Origin of the sequence: Bacillus sp. 103mf (assembly GCF_900116295.1) — a bacterium.
Lineage (GTDB): Bacteria > Bacillota > Bacilli > Bacillales > Bacillaceae_G > Bacillus_A > Bacillus_A bruguierae.
On sequence record NZ_FPAF01000002.1, the window covers coordinates 424771 to 447253 of the forward strand.

15 protein-coding genes are annotated in these 22483 nt (G+C 35.3%); 5 read left to right on the top strand and 10 right to left on the bottom strand.

Going from position 1 to position 22483, the window contains the following annotated elements; all coding sequences use genetic code 11:
• Window positions 1-68: 68 nt before the first annotated feature.
• The 5 genes from hemY to BM350_RS08725 form a co-directional block, all read right to left on the bottom strand.
• On the bottom strand, window positions 69-1493 hold the full coding sequence (gene hemY, locus BM350_RS08705) for a protoporphyrinogen oxidase (protein ID WP_090915639.1): 1425 nt from the start codon (window positions 1491-1493) through the stop codon (window positions 69-71).
• Between the two features lie 22 nt (window positions 1494-1515).
• Window positions 1516-2451: a ferrochelatase gene (hemH, locus tag BM350_RS08710; RefSeq protein ID WP_090915637.1), complete on the bottom strand. Its 936-nt coding sequence runs from the start codon at window positions 2449-2451 to the stop codon at window positions 1516-1518.
• Between the two features lie 13 nt (window positions 2452-2464).
• Complete coding sequence (gene hemE, locus BM350_RS08715) at window positions 2465-3511, bottom strand: uroporphyrinogen decarboxylase (protein ID WP_090915635.1); 1047 nt, start codon at window positions 3509-3511, stop codon at window positions 2465-2467.
• Window positions 3512-3838: 327 nt separating this feature from the next.
• Entirely contained in the window at window positions 3839-5956 is a 2118-nt protein-coding gene (locus BM350_RS08720; RefSeq protein WP_090915633.1) for a transglycosylase domain-containing protein, read from the bottom strand.
• Between the two features lie 403 nt (window positions 5957-6359).
• Window positions 6360-7766, bottom strand: a complete 1407-nt coding sequence (locus BM350_RS08725) for a MocR-like pyridoxine biosynthesis transcription factor PdxR (RefSeq protein ID WP_090915632.1) — start codon at window positions 7764-7766, stop codon at window positions 6360-6362.
• A gap of 120 nt (window positions 7767-7886) precedes the next feature.
• Between BM350_RS08725 and BM350_RS08730 the strand changes: the two genes are divergently transcribed.
• From BM350_RS08730 to BM350_RS08750, 5 genes are all read left to right on the top strand, one after another.
• On the top strand, window positions 7887-8798 hold the full coding sequence (locus BM350_RS08730) for a DMT family transporter (protein ID WP_090915630.1): 912 nt from the start codon (window positions 7887-7889) through the stop codon (window positions 8796-8798).
• Window positions 8799-9058: 260 nt separating this feature from the next.
• On the top strand, window positions 9059-9619 hold the full coding sequence (locus BM350_RS08735; protein WP_090915629.1) for a DUF2199 domain-containing protein: 561 nt from the start codon (window positions 9059-9061) through the stop codon (window positions 9617-9619).
• Between the two features lie 878 nt (window positions 9620-10497).
• Complete coding sequence (locus BM350_RS08740) at window positions 10498-11439, top strand: hypothetical protein (RefSeq protein WP_090915627.1); 942 nt, start codon at window positions 10498-10500, stop codon at window positions 11437-11439.
• 432 nt (window positions 11440-11871) lie between these two features.
• Window positions 11872-13080: a cytochrome P450 gene (locus tag BM350_RS08745; protein WP_090915625.1), complete on the top strand. Its 1209-nt coding sequence runs from the start codon at window positions 11872-11874 to the stop codon at window positions 13078-13080.
• Window positions 13081-13834: 754 nt separating this feature from the next.
• The gene (locus BM350_RS08750; protein ID WP_090915623.1) at window positions 13835-15946 is read left to right on the top strand and encodes a TerD family protein; all 2112 of its coding nucleotides are present in this window, start codon (window positions 13835-13837) and stop codon (window positions 15944-15946) included.
• A 49-nt stretch (window positions 15947-15995) separates the two neighbouring features.
• Here BM350_RS08750 and BM350_RS08755 read toward each other — a convergent pair whose 3' ends face one another.
• The 5 genes from BM350_RS08755 to BM350_RS08770 all read right to left on the bottom strand — a co-directional run bounded on the left by BM350_RS08755 (window position 15996) and on the right by BM350_RS08770 (window position 22062).
• Window positions 15996-16541 carry a C40 family peptidase gene (locus BM350_RS08755; RefSeq protein WP_090915621.1) on the bottom strand — a complete coding sequence of 182 codons (546 nt, stop codon included), beginning with the start codon at window positions 16539-16541 and terminating at the stop codon, window positions 15996-15998.
• Window positions 16542-16864: 323 nt separating this feature from the next.
• The gene (colA, locus tag BM350_RS08760) at window positions 16865-19765 is read right to left on the bottom strand and encodes a collagenase ColA (protein WP_090915619.1); all 2901 of its coding nucleotides are present in this window, start codon (window positions 19763-19765) and stop codon (window positions 16865-16867) included.
• Window positions 19766-20030: 265 nt separating this feature from the next.
• Window positions 20031-20516: a GNAT family N-acetyltransferase gene (locus tag BM350_RS08765; protein WP_090915617.1), complete on the bottom strand. Its 486-nt coding sequence runs from the start codon at window positions 20514-20516 to the stop codon at window positions 20031-20033.
• A gap of 332 nt (window positions 20517-20848) precedes the next feature.
• Complete coding sequence (locus tag BM350_RS26115; RefSeq protein WP_139207661.1) at window positions 20849-20995, bottom strand: Phr family secreted Rap phosphatase inhibitor; 147 nt, start codon at window positions 20993-20995, stop codon at window positions 20849-20851.
• Complete coding sequence (locus BM350_RS08770; protein WP_090915615.1) at window positions 20992-22062, bottom strand: Rap family tetratricopeptide repeat protein; 1071 nt, start codon at window positions 22060-22062, stop codon at window positions 20992-20994. The genes BM350_RS26115 and BM350_RS08770 overlap by 4 nt, the downstream gene beginning before the upstream one ends.
• Between the last annotated feature and the right edge of the window lie 421 nt (window positions 22063-22483).

A 22483-nucleotide genomic window follows, 5' to 3' on the forward strand; every position in this document is an offset into this window, starting at 1 on the left:
TAAAAAATATAATAGAGACACCATACAACTACAAAAAGCATCCCTTCTCCAAAGGGATGCTCCTCTTATTACGCCATTAACTCTTTTTGATTTGTTTGTTCTAAATAAGACAATACATACTTTACGGCAGCTTCGCCTTGATCAATACAATCTGGCAATCCAGCACCGGCATACGAGCTTCCTGCTAAGTAAATACCCGGTAATTCTTCGTTCATGAACTGCTTTAACGTTTTCATACGCTGTTGATGACCAACTGTATATTGCGGCATCGCTTCTTTCCAGCGGCTAACAACTGCAAATTCTGGCTCAGCTGTTATATCCATTGTCTTTTGCAAGTCTTCTAACACGACGCGAACCATTTCTTCATCTGTTTGTTCCACAATTGCTTCATCACCGGGACGCCCAACGTAACAGCGCAGGAGTACTTTTCCTTCTGGCGTTGTATGCGGCCATTTTTTATGTGTCCACGTACATGCTGTAATCGTAAAATCACTATTGCGTGACACAAGAAACCCCGTTCCTTCAATGTCACGCTGAATCGCTTCTTTTGGAAATGCTAATGCTACATTCGCAACTGATGTTGATGGAATGTTACGGAAGAAGTGGAACTGTTTATACTGAGAAAACATCGATGGCAGCCATTTGTGAGATGCGGCCATTACAACTGCATCTGCTTCTATTTGTTTTCCATTGCTAAGCGTAATGTTATAGCGGTCATCGATCTTTATGATTTTTTCAACACGCGTCCCTTTCATAACTGTTCCATCTTCTAATCGCTCTTCAATCCCATCAACAATAGATTGTAAACCTGTTTTTAACGTTAAAAAGATTCCTTTTGTTTTTGCCTTTGCATCCTTTGGCTGTTTCGGTGCCAATGTACGCATACCGAGCGAAATGCTGCGATACTTTTGCTCTACTTGATAGAACTGCGGGAACGTTGCCATTAAACTCATCTGATCAATATCACCAGCATAAATACCTGATAACAATGGCTCAATCAAATTTTCAACTACTTCATTTCCTAAACGGCGACGGAAAAATTGACCGAGCGATTGATCTGATACCGGTTTAGAACGAGGCAGTACAAAGTCAAGTCCTGCACGGAGCTTTCCGATAGGAGAAAACAACCCGGAAAATACAAATGGTGTAATTTGCGTTGGAATTCCCATCATCGAACCACTTGGAATGCTGTGCAATCGATTATTCACAAGTACAAACGATTTCCCTGTTGCATTATTCACAAGTTGATCACCAAGTTGTAATTCACGTGCTAACCTTGCCGCACTCTCTTTCCGTTCTAAGAACGAATCCGGGCCACGTTCAATTGTATATCCATCTTTTCTAAATGTTTTAATTTTCCCGCCAAGCCTTCCTGATGCTTCAATAAGCATTGTGTCAATCGGCAAACTTTGTTCCCGAATTTCTTTTTGCAAGTAATATGCTGTTGTTAAGCCGGAAATCCCGCCGCCTATAATCACTATCTTCTTTTTCACGACTGCTTCCTCCTTCCCTGCTTTATGAAACTGCACTCCACTTTTTCATGACAACATCTGCTAAACAAGAAATAAATGGGGCCTTTGCATTTGGCATTTCTGGGCGATAATAGTTTGCTTGAATTTCTTCTGTGACAATTTTACATTCAATGTCATTGTCATATAATACTTCTAAATGATCAGCAACAAAGCCAACGGGTGCATATACAAAGGATGTGTATCCATATTTCTCATGCAACTGGCGTGTTAAATCCTGTACATCCGGCCCAAGCCATGGATCTGGCGTATTACCAGCACTTTGCCAGCCTATTGCATAGTTTTCTACTCCAGCTCCGCGTGCAATATAATCAGCCGTTTCACTTAATTGCTCTGGATACGGATCTCCAAGTGTAATGATTTTCTCCGGTAAACTATGTGCAGATACGATAAGGACCGCTTGTTCACGTTCATCAGCTGTCATCTTTTCATATATTGCTTTCACTTGGTTCACCCAATAATCAATAAATTTTGGTTCTTTATACCAACTATCAATACCGTGAATTTGTAAGCCGCCAAGTTTATCAGCTTCTTCTTGTGCTCGTCCGATATAAGACTTCACGCTGAAAGTAGAATAGTGCGGCGCAAGAACGATCGCAATTGCATCTTCAATTCCATCTTCGTGCATCTTCTTCACAGCATCTTCAATAAATGGCTCAATATGTTTTAAGCCGAGATACATTTTAAACTCCACGTCATCTTGCATTTCATTTAAATATGCTTCTAACTTTTCCGCTTGTTCAAGTGTGATCTTCGCAAGAGGCGAAATCCCGCCAATTGCTCTGTATCGTTCTGTTAAGTCTTCTAACATTTCCACACTTGGCGTTTTGCCGCGGCGAATGTGTGTATAATAACGTTCGATATCCTCTTCTTTATACGGCGTTCCATATGCCATCACAAGTAAACCGATTTTCTTTTTCATATGGGCTTCTCCTTTACTTCGCCAACTGTTCTCTTGAATAGTCATGTATGAATGCAGTCATCTGTTTTAACGTTTCTGGATTCACCTCTGGGAAAACACCATGTCCTAAGTTAAATACGTAACCTGGCTGTTTCATTCCCTCATCTAAAATCGCTTTTACATGCGTTTCAATCACATTCCACGGTGCAAGTAAAATAGATGGGTCTAAATTTCCTTGCACAGCCTTTTGAATGCCGCGAGCACGCGCCTCTTCAATCGGCAGGCGCCAGTCCAAACCGACAACATCAAGCGGCAGATCATGCCATTCATTTGCTAAATGACTCGCTCCAACGCCGTGCATAATAAGTGGTACATTCATCGGACGAAGCTCTGTGAAAATGCGCTCCATTGCTGGTTTAATATATAAACGGTAATCCGTCACACTTACTGTGCCAACCCAGGAATCGAAAATTTGAATTGCTTTTGCGCCGGCGTTAATTTGCGCTTTTAAATACGTAATTGTCATATCTGCAAGCTTATCCATTAGCGCAAACCATGCTTTTGGCTCCGCATACATAAACGCTTTCGTTTTATGATAATTACGAGACGGACCGCCTTCAATCATATAACTCGCTAACGTAAACGGCGCTCCTGAAAATCCGATTAACGGGACATCAAGCATTTCCGTTGTTAATAAGCGAATCGTATCAAGCACATATGAAACGTCTTCTTCTGGGTGAATTTCCCCTAATTTTTCGACATCTTGAAGCGAACGAATCGGATTATCAATTACAGGTCCGATTCCAGATTTAATCTCTACGTCCACACCGATCGATGGAAGCGGTGACATAATATCTTTATATAAAATAGCAGCGTCAACATTATATTGATCAACAGGCAGCTTCGTTACATAGGCACAAAGCTCTGGTTGATGTGTAATTTCAAACAAAGAATACTTTTCTTTAATCTTTCTGTATTCTGGCTGAGAACGACCTGCTTGGCGCATATACCATGCTGGTACATAATCCGTGCGTTCTCCTCTGCATGCTTTTAAAAATGTTTCATTGATTTGTCGTACCAAACCCTTGTCCCCCTTTTTCTAATACAGCTAACGAACCCTATCCTTTTTATCCCGTATTAACGGCCAATACCTCCCCCGCTCCCTCCTCAAAATTGTAAGGAATCCAAAGAAGATAAGCGGGGGAGAACTGCTGGCATGCGCCCGATTGGCGATAGCTTCCCATCAGCATGTAATCCCTATCGCTGGAAGCTTCACTTTACCTTTTCTTACTATACAATTAGTGAAAACAAAATGCACAACATTATGTACGATGTTCATGAAATTGACACAAACATATGGTAATACTCTGCTTTTTTTAGAACATTCTCATTATAACACAAGCTGAAATTACGGTTTAACCCGTTTTGTTTTTTCTCCTTCTCGATTTGTTTGCGGATTAAATGGTACAACGTAAAAACGAGGGACCTTAAAAACGTTCATAAATTTTACTTCATACTCCCCTTTTCCGGTTACTGTATCAATATGAGTCGCTTTCCCTTTGTCTATTTTATAAATTCGATATTGCACTCTCTTATCAGGAAGTTGATTCCATGTTAATTTTGCGGTAAACAAACCAAGCGGAGTAAACGTCAACTTCGCTTCTAAATCGTCCACTTTACTTAAGCGAATCGGCTCTCCAATGTTCTCAACACCACGTGGCTGTGCAAATGTATAATCAGCTTTCACATTTGTTTTTGCTAAAATTGTTTTAAATAATTTTGTTGGATAAGAACTGCTTCCACGCACATAATGTTTATCATCCGTGCGATCATATCCCATCCAAACCGCTCCAACAATATGAGGTGTATACCCAACAAACCAAATATCTCTTGCTCCGTCTTCTTGATTTGGAAGCGACGTTGTTCCTGTTTTCCCAGCAAGCGCTCCTTTATATACACCATCTTGTGCAGTCCCTTCTTTTACAACACCTTCAAGCATTCTTGTCATATACCAAGCGGTTTGCTTAGAAAAAACTTTAATTTCTTTATCGGTTGCTTGCCCAATTACTTCTCCGTGTCGATTTAACACTTTCTCAATTACATGCGGTTCAACGATTTTTCCATCCGCTACAAACGCACGATACATTTTCACAAGTTCAAATGGGGAAACTCCTTCTTGTAAACCGCCAAGTGCAGTACTAAGACCATGTTCAGGAATGTGAATATTCCCTTTTTCCAAATATTGCTTCCCCTCTTCTAATCCAATTTCATGCAGCAGGGATACAGCTGGAACATTAGCCGATTGCAGCAGGGCATCATACATCGTTACTTCTTTCGAATACTGATCGTTGTAATTGCGCGGTTCATAGCCATCAAACGAACCTCGTTCATTTGTTAATAAAGAATATGGTGTATATTTTTTCGTTTCAAGTGCTGGTGCATAAACAAGAAGCGGCTTTAATACAGAGCCCGGCTGCCGCTTTGCGTAAATTCGATTTAATCCACGCGCAATATAATGCCTTCCTCCAACTGCCGCTCTTATCCCGCCTGTCTTACTATCCATGAAAAGAGCGGCGCCTTGCATATGATCGTCTTGCATCGGAAAATTACGGACATTTTGCAATTGTTCATATGCTGTCTTTTGCATCTTGTCATCCATCGCCACAACAAACGTATATCCACCGCGCAGCACTTCTTGATGTGATAACCCATAAGTGCGGGCCGCTTCATCAATTACCATATCAATGTACGGCATATACGCAAGCTCCTGCTCATTTTGATTCATATAAAGAGCAATTGTTTTCCCTTGATATCCCACCGTTTCTTCTGCTGATAAATATCCTTGCTTATGCATTAACGATAAAATTAAATCACGGCGCTCTTTACTTTTTTCAGGATGCAAAAATGGCGAGTAATTACTTGGCGCTTTCGGAAGAGCGGCCAGCATCGTCCCTTCCTCAACTGTTAATTGCTGCACTTCCTTATTAAAATAAAATTTAGCAGCTGCTTGAATGCCATATGCCCCGTGTCCAAAATAAATATGATTTAAATACATCTCAAGAAGCTGCTGCTTCGTATACTTCTGTTCCAAGTGAAACGCAATCGCAACTTCCTTCATTTTGCGAAACAGCGTTTTTTCATGGGATAAAAAGACATTTTTCACAAGCTGCTGTGTAATCGTACTCCCGCCTTCTACTTTCTCTCCAGCGAGAACATCTTTATAAAGTGCCCTTACAATAGAAGGAAAGTCAATGCCATGATGCTCATAAAAGCGCGCATCTTCAACAGCTAAAAAAGCTTGTTGTACAAATGAAGGAATATCTTCAATACGTACCAATTCCCGATTTTCCAAATAAAGCTTTGTAATTTCTTTTCCGCGCTGATCCACAATTTTTGATGAAGAATGAAATACAAGTCTCTTTTCATCCATCATATAACTGCCAGTAAATAAAATGAGTTTATATAGAACAATCGCAAATATAAAAATGGAAACAAAACCAATAAGGACCATCTTTGTATTCTTCATAACGCATCCTTCTTTCCAAATGATGGTACATTTATTATTTGAAAAAACACACCCTTTATGTATAATCTTCGAACTTTTTTACAAATATTTCTATAATGAAGAAAAGCGGAAGCGGCGAGCCACAAAAGAGTATTTTTGCAAGACCTTCTTTTGTGACGACGTTTACAGTCGGTGCATAATAAAAAAGGAGCTCTCTTATATTAGAAGAGGGCTCCTTTTTATTATTCCTTTTATAGAAACATTTGTTCAGTTTGATTTTCAAACGCTAAATGTAGCTTTTGAATAAAGTTTGATGAAAATCATCTCGGAAGATATCGTTATCTTAAGAGGTGATTTTTTTCTAAAAGAAAAAAGTAAATTCTATAGAAAAGAAAATCAACGAGATTAAATTTATTTACTTCATTTAGATTTCATTTTTTCCAATCCATATTTTTGCTAATTTACAGACACCTTCCTTAATTTCATGTTCACTTAAATTTCCCAAACCTAATTGGATATGCGGATATTTAGGTGCGTTTTTAATAAAATATTGAGAGCATGGATAAACAATAATTCCATTGTTAGATGCTTTATTTATCAAATCTTTCTCACTCATTTGAGTTTTGACTTCAATAACTACATAAATACCAGAGGAATCTCCTTTGATTTCTATATAGTTATCAAAATGATTCTTTATCTCTTCGCACAACACCTTCATTTTACGTTTATAAAGAGATTTCATTTTCCTCAAATGTGCATACCAATATCCCTCTGAAATAAAGTGAGCCAGTGTTCTTTGATGAAAAGAAGAAGCTGTTTGTTCTAGTAAAGACGAAATTTTCTCATACCTAGGAAGTAATCGTTTCGGTAAGACCATGTAACTTACACGGATTGAAGGTAATAATGCCTTAGAAAATGTGCTTACATACACAACCCTGTCATTGGAATCTAGACTCTGTAAAGAAGGAACAGGGTGATGAATGTAGCGAAATTCACTATCGTAATCATCCTCAATAATATATCCCTCAATCCGCTCAGCCCATTGAATCAGTTTTAACCTTTCATTAACAGGCATTGTATATCCAAATGGAAAATGATGTGTTGGTGTAACATATATCAATCTTGCATCTACTTTCCAAAGTTGACGAACATCAACCCCATTTTCAGAAACAGATATAGGTTCAATTAATAATGATTGTAAGGAAAAAATCTCTCTTGCCCCATTGTAACCAGGATCTTCTACAGCTATCTGCTGAAACTCCTCTTTTAACAGCAGTGTCAAAATCAATAACAAGTGTTGTGTACTGCTGCCAATCAATATTTGTTCACTAGAAGCGTTAACACCTCTCGACTGAAACAAGTAATCTGCTATAGCCATCCTTAACAACATATCCCCTTGCTTGTCCCCATAGGAATACATAATAGGATCCATTAAAACTTTATTCGTTAAGTTTCGCCACTTTGCAATAGGAAAGTTCTTCTTGTCAACCGTCCCAATCTTAAAATCAATCGTTTCACTTACAACTTTTTTTCTCTGTTTATGCGTTACTGTAGTAGGCTCATATGTAAATAATTGTTCGGCCATATTTACCTCCACAAAATAGCCCTTCTTACTTTCACTTCGTATATAACCTTCTGCTAGAAGTTGTTCATAAGCCACCTGTGTTGTATTTCTACTTACATTCAAAAGCATTGCTAATTGTCTAATAGAAGGTAGTTTCGTATACTGCGTAATCTTCCCTGTTAATATCTGTGTCCTTATATAAACATAAACTTGTTGATACATTGGAACATTACTACTCCGATCTATATTAAAAACGAGTTCTTTCACTTCATACACCTCAACTGTCATTTGAAATTATTGTAAACTGTACCTTTTATAAATGACAATGAAAATTAATATTAAGTATACGGATTCATACAGTACTTATGTAACAGGAGTGATTCTACATTGATTAAAATTATGTACTTATTTTGTTTAATTGTTTGGGGACTTAATTTTATTGCAGTTAAAATTCAAGGTACACCAGTTAGTTTAGAGCTATCATTATTATATCGCTTAGCTTTAACCGCAATTTTATTTCTAGTTCTCATATGGTTTATGAAACCTAATGGAAAACCTAATAAAAAAGATATTCCATTCATCATTTTATTTGGCGTTTGCAATTTTGCGTTGAGTTATCTATGTCTCTATCATGCTACTATCATGTCTTCTGCTGCTATCGTAACTCTAATCTTTTCCTTAAAAGTTATTTTAACTCCAATAGCACTACGAATATTTCTTAAAGAAAAACTACATGCAAGAGTTTTTCTTGGAGGAGTTTTTGGTATCTTAGGTGTTTGTATTCTCATATATCCAACATTAAGTGACTTCAAAGGAATATCTACTATGAAAGGAATTTTGATAGCTCTCTTAGGTACAGTTCTTACCGCGGTAGGAGATGCTTGTTCTGCCAGAAATGCTAGCAAAAAGGTAGACCCAATTTATGCAAATGCTATTGGTTTTACTATAGGCAGTTTGTTAATTGGTTCAATTGTATATGCGCAAGGACAAACAATTGTTTGTCCTACAACCGTTACATACTTATCAGCCCTAATGTATTTAACTTTTATTGCGTCTTTTTTGGCTTGGTTATTTTATTTAAAACTTGTAGAAAAAATAGGAGGAACAAAGAGTGGTTACATGGTCGCTTTATTCCCCGCAATTGGTGGGATAGCATCTGTGATAATTGGAGAAACAGATTTGTCAATGTATTTGGTTTTCGGATGTTTATCTTCTTGTATTGGAGCTTTAATAGCCCTAGGTTTTAGAGTTAATTTTAAAAAATCTACCTCCTATTCAAGTGTTAAAGTTAAGAAATAAAAATATTTTATCAATTGGGGTATTCAGGGTCTCTAGCGCTTATCACACATAGTTCGGATTTTTTTGCGGGTAATGGCCTGTGACAATCAAATTGTTCCCCAAAGTGGCTGCTTAAAAGAATGAAGAGCAGTTGTATTCGATGAACCTGTATATCATATAAAATATAACAACATGCTATATTCATGAAACAGAGTATGATAGACATATCAATTCTCGTATGTAACGTAAGACAAACAATGAAATAAGGAGTATATATTCAAATGCGGAGAAGAAGATCGTATGGAAGAACAAATAAGAAAGAAATTAGTTACGAAAAATTTCGTTGCACTCATTCCGAACATGAATTACCAATAGGCTATGGAAGTGATGCACCTATTTACTATTACAATATTCCTGAAAATGAAAGACATCAACGTTTTGAAATAAACTCTGATATTTGTATCATGGATAAAGAATATTACTTCATTCGAGGCTGTATAGAAATTCCCATTATAAATAACAACGAAGTATTTATTTGGAATGTGTGGGTGTCTTTAAGCGAAGAAAGCTTCAGCAAAACAATGGAATTATGGGAAACGGAAGGAAGAAAAACAGAAGAACCATACTTCGGATGGCTTTCTACATCAATCCCAGGTTATCCTGATACAGTAAACTTGAAAACACATGTTTATACAAGAGACATCGGAATCAGGCCATTTATCGAATTAGAACCAACTGATCATCCTTTAGCAGTTGAACAGAGAGAAGGAATTAATTTAGAACGAGTTGCAGAAATAAAAGAAATTGTTACTCTACATAATCAAGAAGCGAATCCTGAGTAACACTCAGTGATGAGATGTATTACAGTATCGGGGTGAATTATAACCTATAATAACAAGGATTACATAAATGAAAGTCCCTTCAAATTTTTGAAGGGACTTTCATTTTTTCAACACGTTAGTTTTATGTTAACAAAAAGCACTTTCCCTTGTTACGACATATTTATCTTCTTTCAGCCCTTATATTCATCTAAATAATATTTTTTACAGAATATGTATTTATTATTCAATGAATAATAATTTTACGAGCTATCATTCATATTAACCTGTTTAAAAAACCTTTATTTTAAGTATTTCTCGCTTATATTTTATGCAATTTTGCATAGTCAGATATAGGAAAACGGTATATGAAATATTATTTTATTATATTAAAATTATTTTTATGTCACTAATTTTCCACAATCTGTTATAATAATTCTATTTTTCAGAGAAATATAAAATGAAAGTTAGTATATTTTATATAAAAAGGATTTTAGTAAGATAGTTATTTTTAAAACAATTAATATTAATATATAAATAATATATTTTACTGAGCAAAATTTTATGATTTACTAAGCAAAAACATAGTGTTTTAATGAGTGTATAAGATCTTTACCTTCTATGAGAAACAAAAGAAAAAGTAAAAGGTTCTTCATTATATGTAGTCGATTATAATGTATAGATAGGATGATGACCCTATCATTTATACGTAACTTAAAACTTTAAGTTCAAAAGGCTTTATTTCCAAAATTACATTCTTATCAATTTATCAACTACATTTATTCTCGATAAACCAAATAGAAACATAGTTTCACTCCTTTTACACTTATAGTTTGGTAAATAGATCTTACAGCAATATGTACATTTTATCATTTAAAATCAAAACAGAAGAGGTGTGTAGGATGAAAAGACAGAAAATTACAAAAATTATTCCGGCAGCATTTGTATTAAGTACGGCTTTATTTGTAGCACCAGGGTTTTCTTCAGCAGATACGACTACGAATGTAGGAAATCTTCCAGTCGTAATCAGTTCTCAAGAAGGACAAGCACCTATGTCAGCAGAGCAAGTTGCTCAAAATGGTACGCAGCTTCCTTACATCCCTACGGGTCCTTATGAAGAATTCCCTGGTCAATGGCATGTTTCTACAGAAGATGGAAAGTTAATTGATTATGTATATGTAGATGTTATTGCTCAAGGAGATAATACATCAATGAGTGGTATATTTAAGTTTTCAGGTTATAAGTATGTAAAACCTGATGGCACTTGGATTAAAGATGACGAAAATTATGCACCTAAAGGGAATAAAGGAGATGTGCTATATTCAATAGCAATTCCTAAAACGGATCCAATAGCAGCAGATACGAAATTACAAAAAAAGCTAGATTGGAAATTAATTGATTCAAATATAGTAGATAAAAATTCAGGTTATCACTGGAGTAAATCTGTTACAAGTGGCGTTTCTCATAATATCTCAGTAGGATTATCTCAAACAATTGGAATGGAAGCAGGCATTGGAGATGTTTTTAAAGTATCGGCTTCATTAACTTGGAGTTTCGGTTATCAGCATACAATTTCAGAAGAAAGTACAGTTACAAAGACATTTGATTTTAATCCAAAACCTGATTACGCATATGATCAATATAGAACGGCATTATATCAACAAGTAGCTAACTATTCAGTTATCCCAGGAGCAGGATTACAAAAATGGATGTCTGATCGAACTGCACAAGATCCTTGGAATCAGCTATTTAACATGCTCGGAAAGGGAAATGCAATAGAGTATAAAGTAAAAAATTCAGTTGATTATCCAGTAGATGTTTTAGTTGCACTTACTTCAAAATAATGAAAAAGCTAGCATTTTGCTAGCTTTTTTAACTTATATATAAGTTAAAAAAACGACATAAAAACCTCTTTCGTTTACGAGGGAGACAAGAGCTTCTAACCATACATAGAAACGGTCAGAGCCTTTCTTCTGCCACATGCGAAGTTTAAAACAAAGGGAGAAAGCAAGTAACGGTCATGTTGTGTTCTGCATAGCAGCAACTTATATGTCGAAAAATTAAAATGGATTTATATAGATATAAAATATCTTTTTTGACATAATACCCCTTCAAAATCAAGCAAATATTTTAAGGCACCCCATTGCACCAAAGTTTTTTCTCAACCTCCCAAAAATAAACATTTATTCCTCTTATGCTAGAATAAAACATGTTAGCCTATACAACTTAGAAAAACCTAATTGCTACTTTTATTTTGCAAAAAGGAGGAGATATCTATGAAGTCACCTGAAAGTGTAATTTTAGTTCATGAAATTTCCAAACTAAAAACAAAAGATGAGCTTTGGAATCCATATTCTTGGTATCAGTATATGAGAGAGAATCATCCTGTCTATTATGATGCAGAGCAAGATGTATGGAATGTGTTTTCGTATGATGATGTGAACCGGGTTTTATCTGACTATCGTTTGTTTTCAAGTAGAAGAGATCGTCAGCAATTTTCATTTCCGAAGCGAGAAACAAGAATGAATTTAAATTCTTCTGATCCTCCTGAACACCGCAATGTTCGCTCTATCGTTTCAAAAGCATTTACACCGCGCAGTTTAACTGAGTGGAAACCACATATACAAGCACTCGCAAATGAAATGATAGAAAAGCTAAGAAATCGTGATGAAATTGATATTGTAGAAGACTTAGCAGCCCCATTCCCTGTAACTGTCATTTCTAATTTATTAGGTGTCGAGGCAACAGATTTAAAAAAGGTGAAACGATGGTCTGATATTTTATTCATGCCCTATAGCCGAGAGAAATTTGCTGATTTAGATAAACAAAAAGCAATTGCTATGAAAGAATTTAAAACGTATCTTCTTCCCATTGTCCAAGAAAAACGATACCACTTAGCAAACGACATTATTTCAGATTTAATAAGAGCTGAATATGAAGGTGAGAGATTGACAGATGAAGAGATTGTAGATTTTTCACTCGGCTTACTGGCAGCTGGCAATGAAACAACTACCAATTTAATTATAAATAGTTTTTATTGTTTTTTAGTCGATAAATCAGGAACGTATACAGAGTTACGTAAAAATCCAGATTATATTCCGCAAGCAGTTGAAGAGGTTTTACGTTATCGTTTTCCAGTCACACTGGCACGTACAATAACGGAGGATACAAATATATTTGGCCCACAAATGAAAAAGGGGCAAATGATTGTTACGTGGGTAAGTGCCGCCAACTTAGATGAGAAACAGTTCCCTAACGCCAGCTGTTTTGACATACATCGACCAGGTAATGACAAACATATGACATTCGGAAAAGGCCCGCACTTTTGCTTAGGTGCCCCACTCGCACGATTAGAAGCTACAATCGCTTTAACAACCTTTATTAAACAACATAAAGAAATAACACTGTCACCATCTTTTCAGCTCGAGAACTGTCTATTAGAGAATGAACAAACTTTGAAACATTTGCCGATCCTTTTAAAGTAAAGATACTATAGTAAAAAATCAGTATACGATTTATACATTCTCCTCATCTTCTCGTGGAAATAATTGTATCCCGGAACTCTATCTATTTATCATATTCCATCCACATATTACGTTCAAACTAAGAAGCAAAGATACCTCCAGAACGAAAAAGATGCGCTGAATTCTCATAAACAACTGTGGAGGGATACAATTTTAGTTTTCCTACTATTTCAAAACACTATATTCATAAGCACGGGAGATTCCTTTTAAAGAAAAATATAAAAACACAGAAAGTATACTTGAATTGCTCTTCTCAAGAGAATATACTAACAAAGCAGGCTATGATATTCCTTCCTTCTAACTTCTTTGGCAAAATAGGGATGTTACTTTCCTGCTAAACACATAGGCTATGACAATTCTTCCTTCTTTCTTAGAGAATTTTAATCGTTTTAGAGTTGTCAATTTCCTATGAAAAATAATTAGACTATGAAACCTCTTTCTTCTTTGAGACTGAATAAACTTCAGTCTATCAATCATTGATGTAGAGGTTTTCTTTTTCTAATTAACAAATTTACCACTAAACAACTAAATAACAGATTATTAAAGTTTAAAAATGTTATGTTCCTAATTTTTTCACTAAAAAATAGATATGTATCCTCTATGCAGTTTTCTATATTTAGTGTGTTTATTCGTGTAAAAATAAAATCTACCACTGAAAGGAGGACAGTCAGGCTATTAACTCCTTTTTATAGGGGATTCGCTACCTGGCGTTCTCATGAAAAATTCTATTTACATACGAAGAAATTTGAAAGTTATTGTAAAAAGTGAAGAAAATAAACTGCCGGACGTTTATTTAGCCACTGTTTTAAAAAACATGGAAAGCTTAGGATTTACTTTTTCCCAACCGTTAATAGAAGCGGTGCAAACACTTTCGGTTGATGCATTCACATCGTTTTACAAGGAGTTAGTAAAGAGTTTAAAAGAAATGGTTGGTGCACATGTTCAGTTTTCTCCTATGTATCCAAACTTTCCGCAACAAGTGATGGATATGAGTTGCGCTGAGTTATACATCAACGCCATTATTCATTATGTGACGTTACTCCTACCTGTATCAAAAGTAAACGAACGATTCCCTCTTTTGGATAGAGTCGATTTGAAGGTTATTGACTTAGGAAGCGAAGAAGATTTCAATCAAATGATTTCTCAATTGATTGGTGCTAACAGCTCTATTTCCTCAACTGATAAGAAAGATGTAGAATGGGCTCTTACACACGCTGAAGATGTTTCTCTTTTTCTACCTGATGTGATTCCTCATAAGGAAAATATGTCTTTTATAATTGGGGCCTTATTAAAAAATGAAAAAATATCAGCCGATGATGCTGCAAAATATTTTAAAACGGCAACAGATGTTCTTCGCCTTGCAGTGGCTTTATCTGAAGGAGATGTGAGTTTAGCATCCTCCTCTCGCTTCAAGAAGTTTAAACGGGCGGAAAGACGTTTCCTTTTAGACTTGTTAGAGCAATGTGGAAACATTGCCGAAGATATGCTTCGATACAAAAAACGTTGGATTCGTTTAGGTGAAATTCTTCACCCAGCAGAATATCGCACTCGTTTTCCAAAAGCTAACCGTGCGTTTGAGATTCTTCGTAATAACATTAAGTTTGAAACATTTAATGGAAAAGTGGAGGCAGCTCTGTTGAATCGTGATATAATAGCGGCGAAAAATCTTCTAACAACTCGCCCAGGAGAATTTGCCCGACGTTTGGATCATTTAGTTCGTTTATGTAGCGATGAATCAACAGATGTGTTCAATATTCTCGAGGGGTTTGTAAGTGTAATAGGGGATGTTTCTACTCCTGTATTGCTTCAAGTCATGGCTCATTTTAAGCACCGAAATGATAACAACGAACTTCGTACCTTTTTTCCAAAAGGAAACGTAGCAAAAGCTATAGGTATTGAAAATACACTTCCGCCTATCCCAGAGAATATTTGTTTAATGATTGTAAAAATATGTGAAGATGCTTTAAAAAATCGCTTCGCAGAACTTCCAAGTCTCGGAAAAGTGTTTTTGGATGAACAGTTAAAAAATTACTTAGTTCCCTTCTCTCAACGTTCAGCCAGCAAATCGCTTCGCACGTTAGTTCGAGGAAGCAAAATAGATTTGCCAGAAGGAGATACGATTCGTTTCTTCCTATGGTGGAAAGAAGGCTATGTCAATGGACAGCATACGGGATGTGTGGACATTGATTTATCTGCTGTGATATATGACGAAGATTGGCAATACAAAGAACATGTTTCCTTCACAAACTTACGTTCAAAAGAATTTAAGGCGTATCATAGCGGAGATATTACTTCTGCACCAAACGGGGCATCCGAATTCATTGATTTTGATATCCCGTCCGTATTGAAATATGATGGGCGCTACGTAGTCATGTCTTTAAATTCTTACACAAACCAACCATATAAGGATTTACCAGAATGCTTTTCTGGTTGGATGGTTCGTCAATATCCTGGTTCAGGTGAAATATTTGAACCTTCTACTGTTCAAGATAAAGTGGATATTACTGCTGACACACAAATCTCTATCCCAGTCATCTTAGATTTAAAAGAGCGAAAACTGATTTGGACTGATTTATCTCTTACAAGAGATCTTACCTATTGTAATACCATCGAGGCTAATCAAAAAGGTATGGTACTAGTTGGGAAGTCTCTAACTAGCTTGGTTAAACCGAATTTATATGACTTGTTCCGATTACATCTTGAAGCTAGAGGTGAACTCGTCCAAGACATCGAGGAAGCAGAAAGTATTTTCTCTCTGGATAAAGGTATTACTCCTTTCGATATCGAAACAATCATATCTGATTATATAGCTGACTTTAAAAGGTAACCTTTTAAAGTCAGCTTCTTTTTTTCAACAACCCTCTAAAAACCTATTATTATATTCTTCCATAACCGGCAATATGTTTACTCCAATAAGAATTATCTAGTTTAGCTGCACTTACTCCTTTTGAACTGCTAGCGTTATAGAATGTATTGTTTCCAATGTACATACCTACATGTGTGATATAAGTACCTGAATTGTAAGTGCCTTTGAAAAACACTAAATCACCCGGTTGAAGATTGCTTTTACTTATACGTTTAGTAGCATCATATTGCTGCTGGGCAGTACGCGGTAATTTAATTCCTTGTGTACCATAACCCCATTGCATTAATCCTGAACAATCAAATCCAGTTTTTGGGCTATTTCCACCATATCGATATGGCGTTCCTTCATATTTCTTCATTGCCACATAAACTTTTTGAAATTGAGAAGCAGTTATTGACTGAACTTCAAAAGATTCAATATTCATAGCTTCAAAATTAGTTTGCACCGTTACATCTTCATTTACAGGCATGTTATCCGTTTCTTCTGCAGAAGCAAAACTACTACCAGCTCCAATAACCATCCCAAATGCTAAAGTTCCGGCTATCAATTTTTTCATAATATTTCCCCCTATTTTTATTAAATATTTTACAATTACGTAAATTTCGACCATTTTTTTATAAAATCCTTTAGATAGGTTAGGAGAAAATATCGAATCATGTTGAGAAAATTTTTTAGGTTACTGTAAGTGCGGTTTATTTAAAAAAAATAACATTTTTGGTATTTGGGGCTGTTAAAATATTTTAAGTTGGTGGGCATGCGGCTGAATCCATATTTCAAGGGAGAGAAAAATTCCAAACAGACTCTCTAAAAAGAACAGAAGGAGCCTATCATGACAGGCTCCTTCTAAAAAATTAAATTTACATATACATTAGAATAGATTTATTTCACTAATAATGAATATGTTCCAGTTCTGTTTTCTTCTCCATAAGATAGAATCAAGTAATACTTCCCTGGTTGCAATTCAAGCTTCCCTTTTATATTATTTCCATCCGCTTGACCATCAGCGACAGGATTTGCTAGATCTGATCCGTTAAGCAGACTCCAGTTTATTCCAATACCTTGTTCATCTATAACAGAAATATCTACTTCTTTTGGAGATGTGACATCGAACGTGTAAATATACGCCATATTAGGCATATCCATATTTCCTTTAAAAAGTTTATTAAAACGAATTGCCTTTGCACTGTCAAATCCATGACCTACTGGCTCATCCTTTTTTACGGTAACCGTTGTTTGTCCTCGGCTCACTTTTCCTTTATTATCTTTCACTGTTAGCTTTGCAGTATATGTTCCCTCTTTTCCATATACATGAGTAGGATTTGCTTCTGTACTTGTTGTACCATCGCCAAAATCCCAGAGATAAGAAACAATTTTTCCACCTGTGCTTTCTGTACCATCGCTATGAAACTCAACTTTTTCATTTACTATCTCATTGTACGGTCCATTCATATTTACTTTAACAGTCTGTTTTTCTTCTTCTCCCGTTGCAACACCATGGAATACAACATCGTATTCAAATTGATTTTTCGCATTCACACGATAATTGACAAAATACGCTGTAACTGTTTTGTAGCCGCTCCATTCTTTTTGCGCTAACTGTTCTAAAGATTGATTGATTTTCTTGCTCATCGTTTTCCAATCCTCAGATTCTCCTTTTGTTACGCCGCCTGTATATGTTCCTTCTAATGTAAACGTATCAAAAAATTGAGACTTATGCTTTGTAATTGTTGCATCTTTTATCTTCGCTACATCTGTAATGTCTTTCTTTACATCCGCTAGTGGCTTTGGTGCATGGTCAGCTAAATAATCATCTGATACTTGCGGGGTATTATATGTACCCTGATTATCAACTAACTGCTTCATATAGTCTTGGTATCCTTTATTTAAATTTGGATCCTTACTTAAAGCTTCACGATATGCATCATAACCATTCACATCATTTGCACGAATGAAATCTTGAATCTTATCGAAAGTTTCAAATTGATGAGTATATAAATAAGACTGTAGTGCAAAAGAATAATTATAAAAGTCCCATTTATCTGGTCCTTCTCCATATTTCGAAAATAATGTTCGTTCTGCTGTATAACGCTGTGCAGGATCAGATGATAATCCGCTAATTACACTTTGGCGCGGAACAACATTATTCGTACGAGTAGATCCCGCAAAAAATTCTGCATTTCCTTCTTCAAACCAAGTTAAACGTTCATTTCGATACATTTCTCCTTGTCCCCATGATCCTGGAACTTCGTATCTTCCCTGTAAATAGTGTGTAAATTCATGACGGAACAATTCTTCCAAACTATAACGACTTTGCTCTGGTGTACGCTCAAATGTAAAGAACGTTCCGATTCCTTCAATATAAAGTCCGCCATTATTCGTATCATATCCATATAGTTGGCTATTTTTTTTATATTCATCTGGATTATTATAAATTACCATTGTCAGTACATCATCAGCTTTTCCTGCTTCTAACGCTCCATCTTTTCCAATTACACGATGATACTGCGCTTTCACTTCTTTAGCAGCCCAATATAGTCTCTTAACCTTTTCTTCTGTTACTTTATCTCCTGTTTTAAATACAATAGCACCGTCATCGAATGTATACGTTTTTGGTAAGTATTGCTTCTGGCCTTCTTCACGTATTTTCTTTAAATCTACTGTATTTCCGTAATAATCTTTTCCACCATAGTTTGTTGAAATTTGCTCTGCCGCAGTAAAATAAGCCTCACTTAACCGAGGGTACATATGCATTGCTTGTGTAAGCACTTCTAAAGGGTTATTTGGATTACTGTGGAAATTCCCTAAACGACCAGTATAATAAATGCCATTATTAATTAACCAGCTATTTTCTTTTTTTCCATCATTCAGAAGAGCCATTCGACTAAATTCATTTATGAAACCATCAATTTTCCCATACCATATTGTCTCATCCGCTTTTTTACGTGTATCAGACAAGTAAGACTGTATATCATCATCAATCCCTTGCATGAGCTCATACACGGCGTCCCCTTTATTCTTGTCACTTACATATGTAGAAATATTATCATTATATTGTTTTAATATATTCCCTGCATATTGAACTGTTTCAGCATCACAAGAAGCGTTATGAATTAATTTACCATATGCGGATACCACTTTATCCTGTTTATCTGTACCAAGTTTAAAATTCGGATTTCTTCCAATTTCTTTTAATGCAGGTAAGCATTTATCATGGAAGCTTCGCTCATTTAAATAGTTTAACTCTTTATTATTAAAGCCTAAATAAAAACCGCAACGTAATACTTCAGCAAACGTCTCAATCCCTTTTGTATCATCTTTTGTAAATGTGCTTCCGCGGCGACCTAATTCATCAATAATAATCTGCATCCGCTCTTTATTTTGATAAAATACTTTTGTTTCTTCATTAAATTGAGATAAATCTGTGATTTGATCCCAACTAACATTTGCCAATGTATCAATTAATTCGTCATCACTCATTCTATTGAACTCTGCCACAGAATACTTTTGCTGAAATTGTTTTGCCGCTGCTCGTTTTACGATCGGAGCTGGACGTTGTGAAAAATCGTTCACTTTTAAACGTTCTTCATAAGACAATGTTTCGTCTGCTTTTGTAGAATGGGCAATTTCATCTGTTGAAGTTTCGATCCCAACTGGTTTCTTTTGTAACACATTATAAGGTGTGTTTTCTTCTGCTGATACTTGTGTTTGAATACTTCCAAATGATAAAGCCACTGTACTAATACCGAGCATCATTTGGGTAAATTTTGCTTTCTTGTTCATACCATTTCCTCCGTTTCTATAATCCATCCAACAGGATACCACGTCATTCGAATAAAACAATGTAATATGCAATATTGCATATCATTTCTTTATATTTGTGAACAAATTATAAAAATTCAATGATATCAACGTTTTCTAACTATAATTATGCACATTAATTGTGTACACAATTCAATATTCAATTAATCTTTAGTTTTTATCTTTCCGAATATATATTTACCCTTTAAAGCTGTTTAATATGGCGGTATATATTCTACTTTTCCCTCTATATAAATCTACTTAAAATTTCTCCAGGTAATCCTTCGATTTCACAAATTTTCTCTGATGTAAATCCTTGCTTTATTAGAATTTTTCTAGAAGGAATATTTTCCGGATCAATAATTGCTTTCAATATGTTCAAATTTGTTTGCTTAGCTAATTCAATTAATTGTTTTGCAATTGTACCACCATATCCTTTGCCCCAATATTTAGGTAATATCATATAGCCAATTTCAGCTTCTTGGATTTTATGTTCATCTAATGTTACATGTCCAAGTCCAATAAATTCATCCGTCACACGATTATAAACTTTATATGAGCCATATAGCTCATATTTTTCATTACGCTCTAATAACTTTTGATAGTTTACTTGAGCCTCTTCTAATGGAATCGCTCGTTCCGTAATTTGTGCCATAACTTGTTCATTCGACACTAGTTGGAAATAATCGTTAAAGTCTGTTGCTTCAAATTTCTTAAAGATTAGTTGATGCATTTTTCTCTCCCACCCTTGACTGATAAAAATTATTGTTATTATTGTATCTTAATTGGAAAAATAACACTATTTTCACAGTATCTAATTCCATTTTTATACAACGCACTCATACTTTAAACGACTTTTTATAAATTCAACAATTTTTATTGTTTGCTTACATTTTGCAGATGTTTTAAAAGTGCGCATGCCAAATAAACCCTGATGGGTTGAATGGGCTTGCAAGCATACTTAATTTAATATGGCTAACACAGAAAGAAATTGTATTTAACGACAGTTATCCTATACGCCAAGAAATAAAAAGAGAGCCCGTTTTGAAGCAGACTCTCTTTTTATTAAATACCTCTGCCATGTTCATACTGAACATCAATAGCACGTTGTGTATCCGATGACGCGTTCTCTTTTAAATTCAATCCATTTAAGCCAAAAGATAAGACAGTTACAGTCATCAAACTAAGTATGCACAATTTAATTTTTTTCATTTTAACGATCCCCTCTTTTTCAATATTTTTTTCGCTTCATAACCAATATAAAAATACTTGCTCACTTCACCTTCATTACCCACATTATACCATTTTACTGCTAATTCTTCGGCATAAAATTGTACATCTTTCCATAATTCTTGATGTTTGAAATATGAAATCGCTTCGGCTACTAGGTGATCTAGTTTTTCAACAGGTTCATTTTCGTTTAAGCCATTTAATATCGAAAAGTGGTAATGATATTCTTTATCGCAAGATGTAAGCCCTTTGGATATATATTGGCTTGCTTCTTCATGATGGCCCAGGCGGAAATGCTCTCTTGCTAATAAATAATTAGTTTTTATATGCTGGTCTTCTTTGAAAACTTCTGTAAGGTGTCGAATTGCTGACTCTGAAAGATCTTGATCGGCATATAGTAGACCTAAGTTATGACGTACTTTTAAAATCGATGCACGCTCATCGGTTTTTGTAAAAGTATTGAGTGCTGAGATTAAGTATTCTTCTGCCAGTTCAAATTGCCCTAATGAAATACAAGACATCCCTAAAGTATTTTTACAAGCTCCAGTTTTAACTTCATAACCTTTATTTTTAGAGAAAAACTCCTGAGCCTTTGTAGCGTAATGAATAGCCCGGAGCGGCTGAGAAAGGTAATAGTGAAATAAAGCCACTCGGTAATTAAACTCAGCTTTTTCCGCTTCATCAGGGACTGCAGCGAGCAATTTCTCCGCTAGTTCATAATGTTTTTTAGCGTCGCTGTAGTTTCCAACTTCCATAGCGTAAATGAATTTAAAAAAATGATAATAATATTTCAAAAAGTCGTTTGTTTGCTCAGAGATAGAGTCATATTCATCTAAATCTTTATCAAAGTTGCCGATCAACATTTTATATCTAAAATCTAATAATGAATAATACATGAGGATTTCTTGCTCTTCCTCAACCCTATCAATTTTACTATCAATTTCTTTCTTTAACTGGCCTGCTTCCAGCACATGCTGCACAAGCATTTCTCGATACCAATCATTAAGTAAATTTGTAATATGACTCTTTGCAACAACACCTGTGTTCAATTAAATCACCCTTTTCCAAGAAATATTATCTAAATATTAACACAATTTATGGTGTAAGTTTCCAGATTTATTGTTATGTAGATTGATAAAAATATTACAGAATATTACAAATATATGTGTATGATGTGTCTTTATACAAATTATAACATCATTGACAATGTATAGGAATCATATACTGAAAGAAAAACCTCAATCATTTTGTTGAAAAAAAGAAAATGTAGCAGCTGGATTTATGGGTATCGATTCCTTTCTATAAATGCCTTTGCTATTTGACTATTATGGTTCTCTGCTGCAATACCTTTCCGTAGCACACTTTAAGAAATTGTCCTATGTGTTCTCGCTACCACTTTGATTTATCCCGCATTAACGGGCCACCTCAAGATTCAGAGAGAAACAAAGAAGATAGGTGGGGGATGAAGAA

Excerpts from the sequence above, each read along its gene's own strand:
- hemH (WP_090915637.1), bottom strand. The coding sequence starts at position 2,451 with ATGAAAAAGAAAATCGGTTTACTTGTGATGGCATATGGAACGCCGTAT.
- BM350_RS08720 (WP_090915633.1), bottom strand. The coding sequence starts at position 5,956 with ATGAAGAATACAAAGATGGTCCTTATTGGTTTTGTTTCCATTTTTATA.
- BM350_RS08735 (WP_090915629.1), top strand. The coding sequence starts at position 9,059 with ATGCGGAGAAGAAGATCGTATGGAAGAACAAATAAGAAAGAAATTAGT.
- BM350_RS08740 (WP_090915627.1), top strand. The coding sequence starts at position 10,498 with ATGAAAAGACAGAAAATTACAAAAATTATTCCGGCAGCATTTGTATTA.
- BM350_RS08745 (WP_090915625.1), top strand. The coding sequence starts at position 11,872 with ATGAAGTCACCTGAAAGTGTAATTTTAGTTCATGAAATTTCCAAACTA.
- BM350_RS08750 (WP_090915623.1), top strand. The coding sequence starts at position 13,835 with ATGAAAAATTCTATTTACATACGAAGAAATTTGAAAGTTATTGTAAAA.
- BM350_RS08755 (WP_090915621.1), bottom strand. The coding sequence starts at position 16,541 with ATGAAAAAATTGATAGCCGGAACTTTAGCATTTGGGATGGTTATTGGA.
- colA (WP_090915619.1), bottom strand. The coding sequence starts at position 19,765 with ATGAACAAGAAAGCAAAATTTACCCAAATGATGCTCGGTATTAGTACA.
- BM350_RS08765 (WP_090915617.1), bottom strand. The coding sequence starts at position 20,516 with ATGCATCAACTAATCTTTAAGAAATTTGAAGCAACAGACTTTAACGAT.
- BM350_RS26115 (WP_139207661.1), bottom strand. The coding sequence starts at position 20,995 with ATGAAAAAAATTAAATTGTGCATACTTAGTTTGATGACTGTAACTGTC.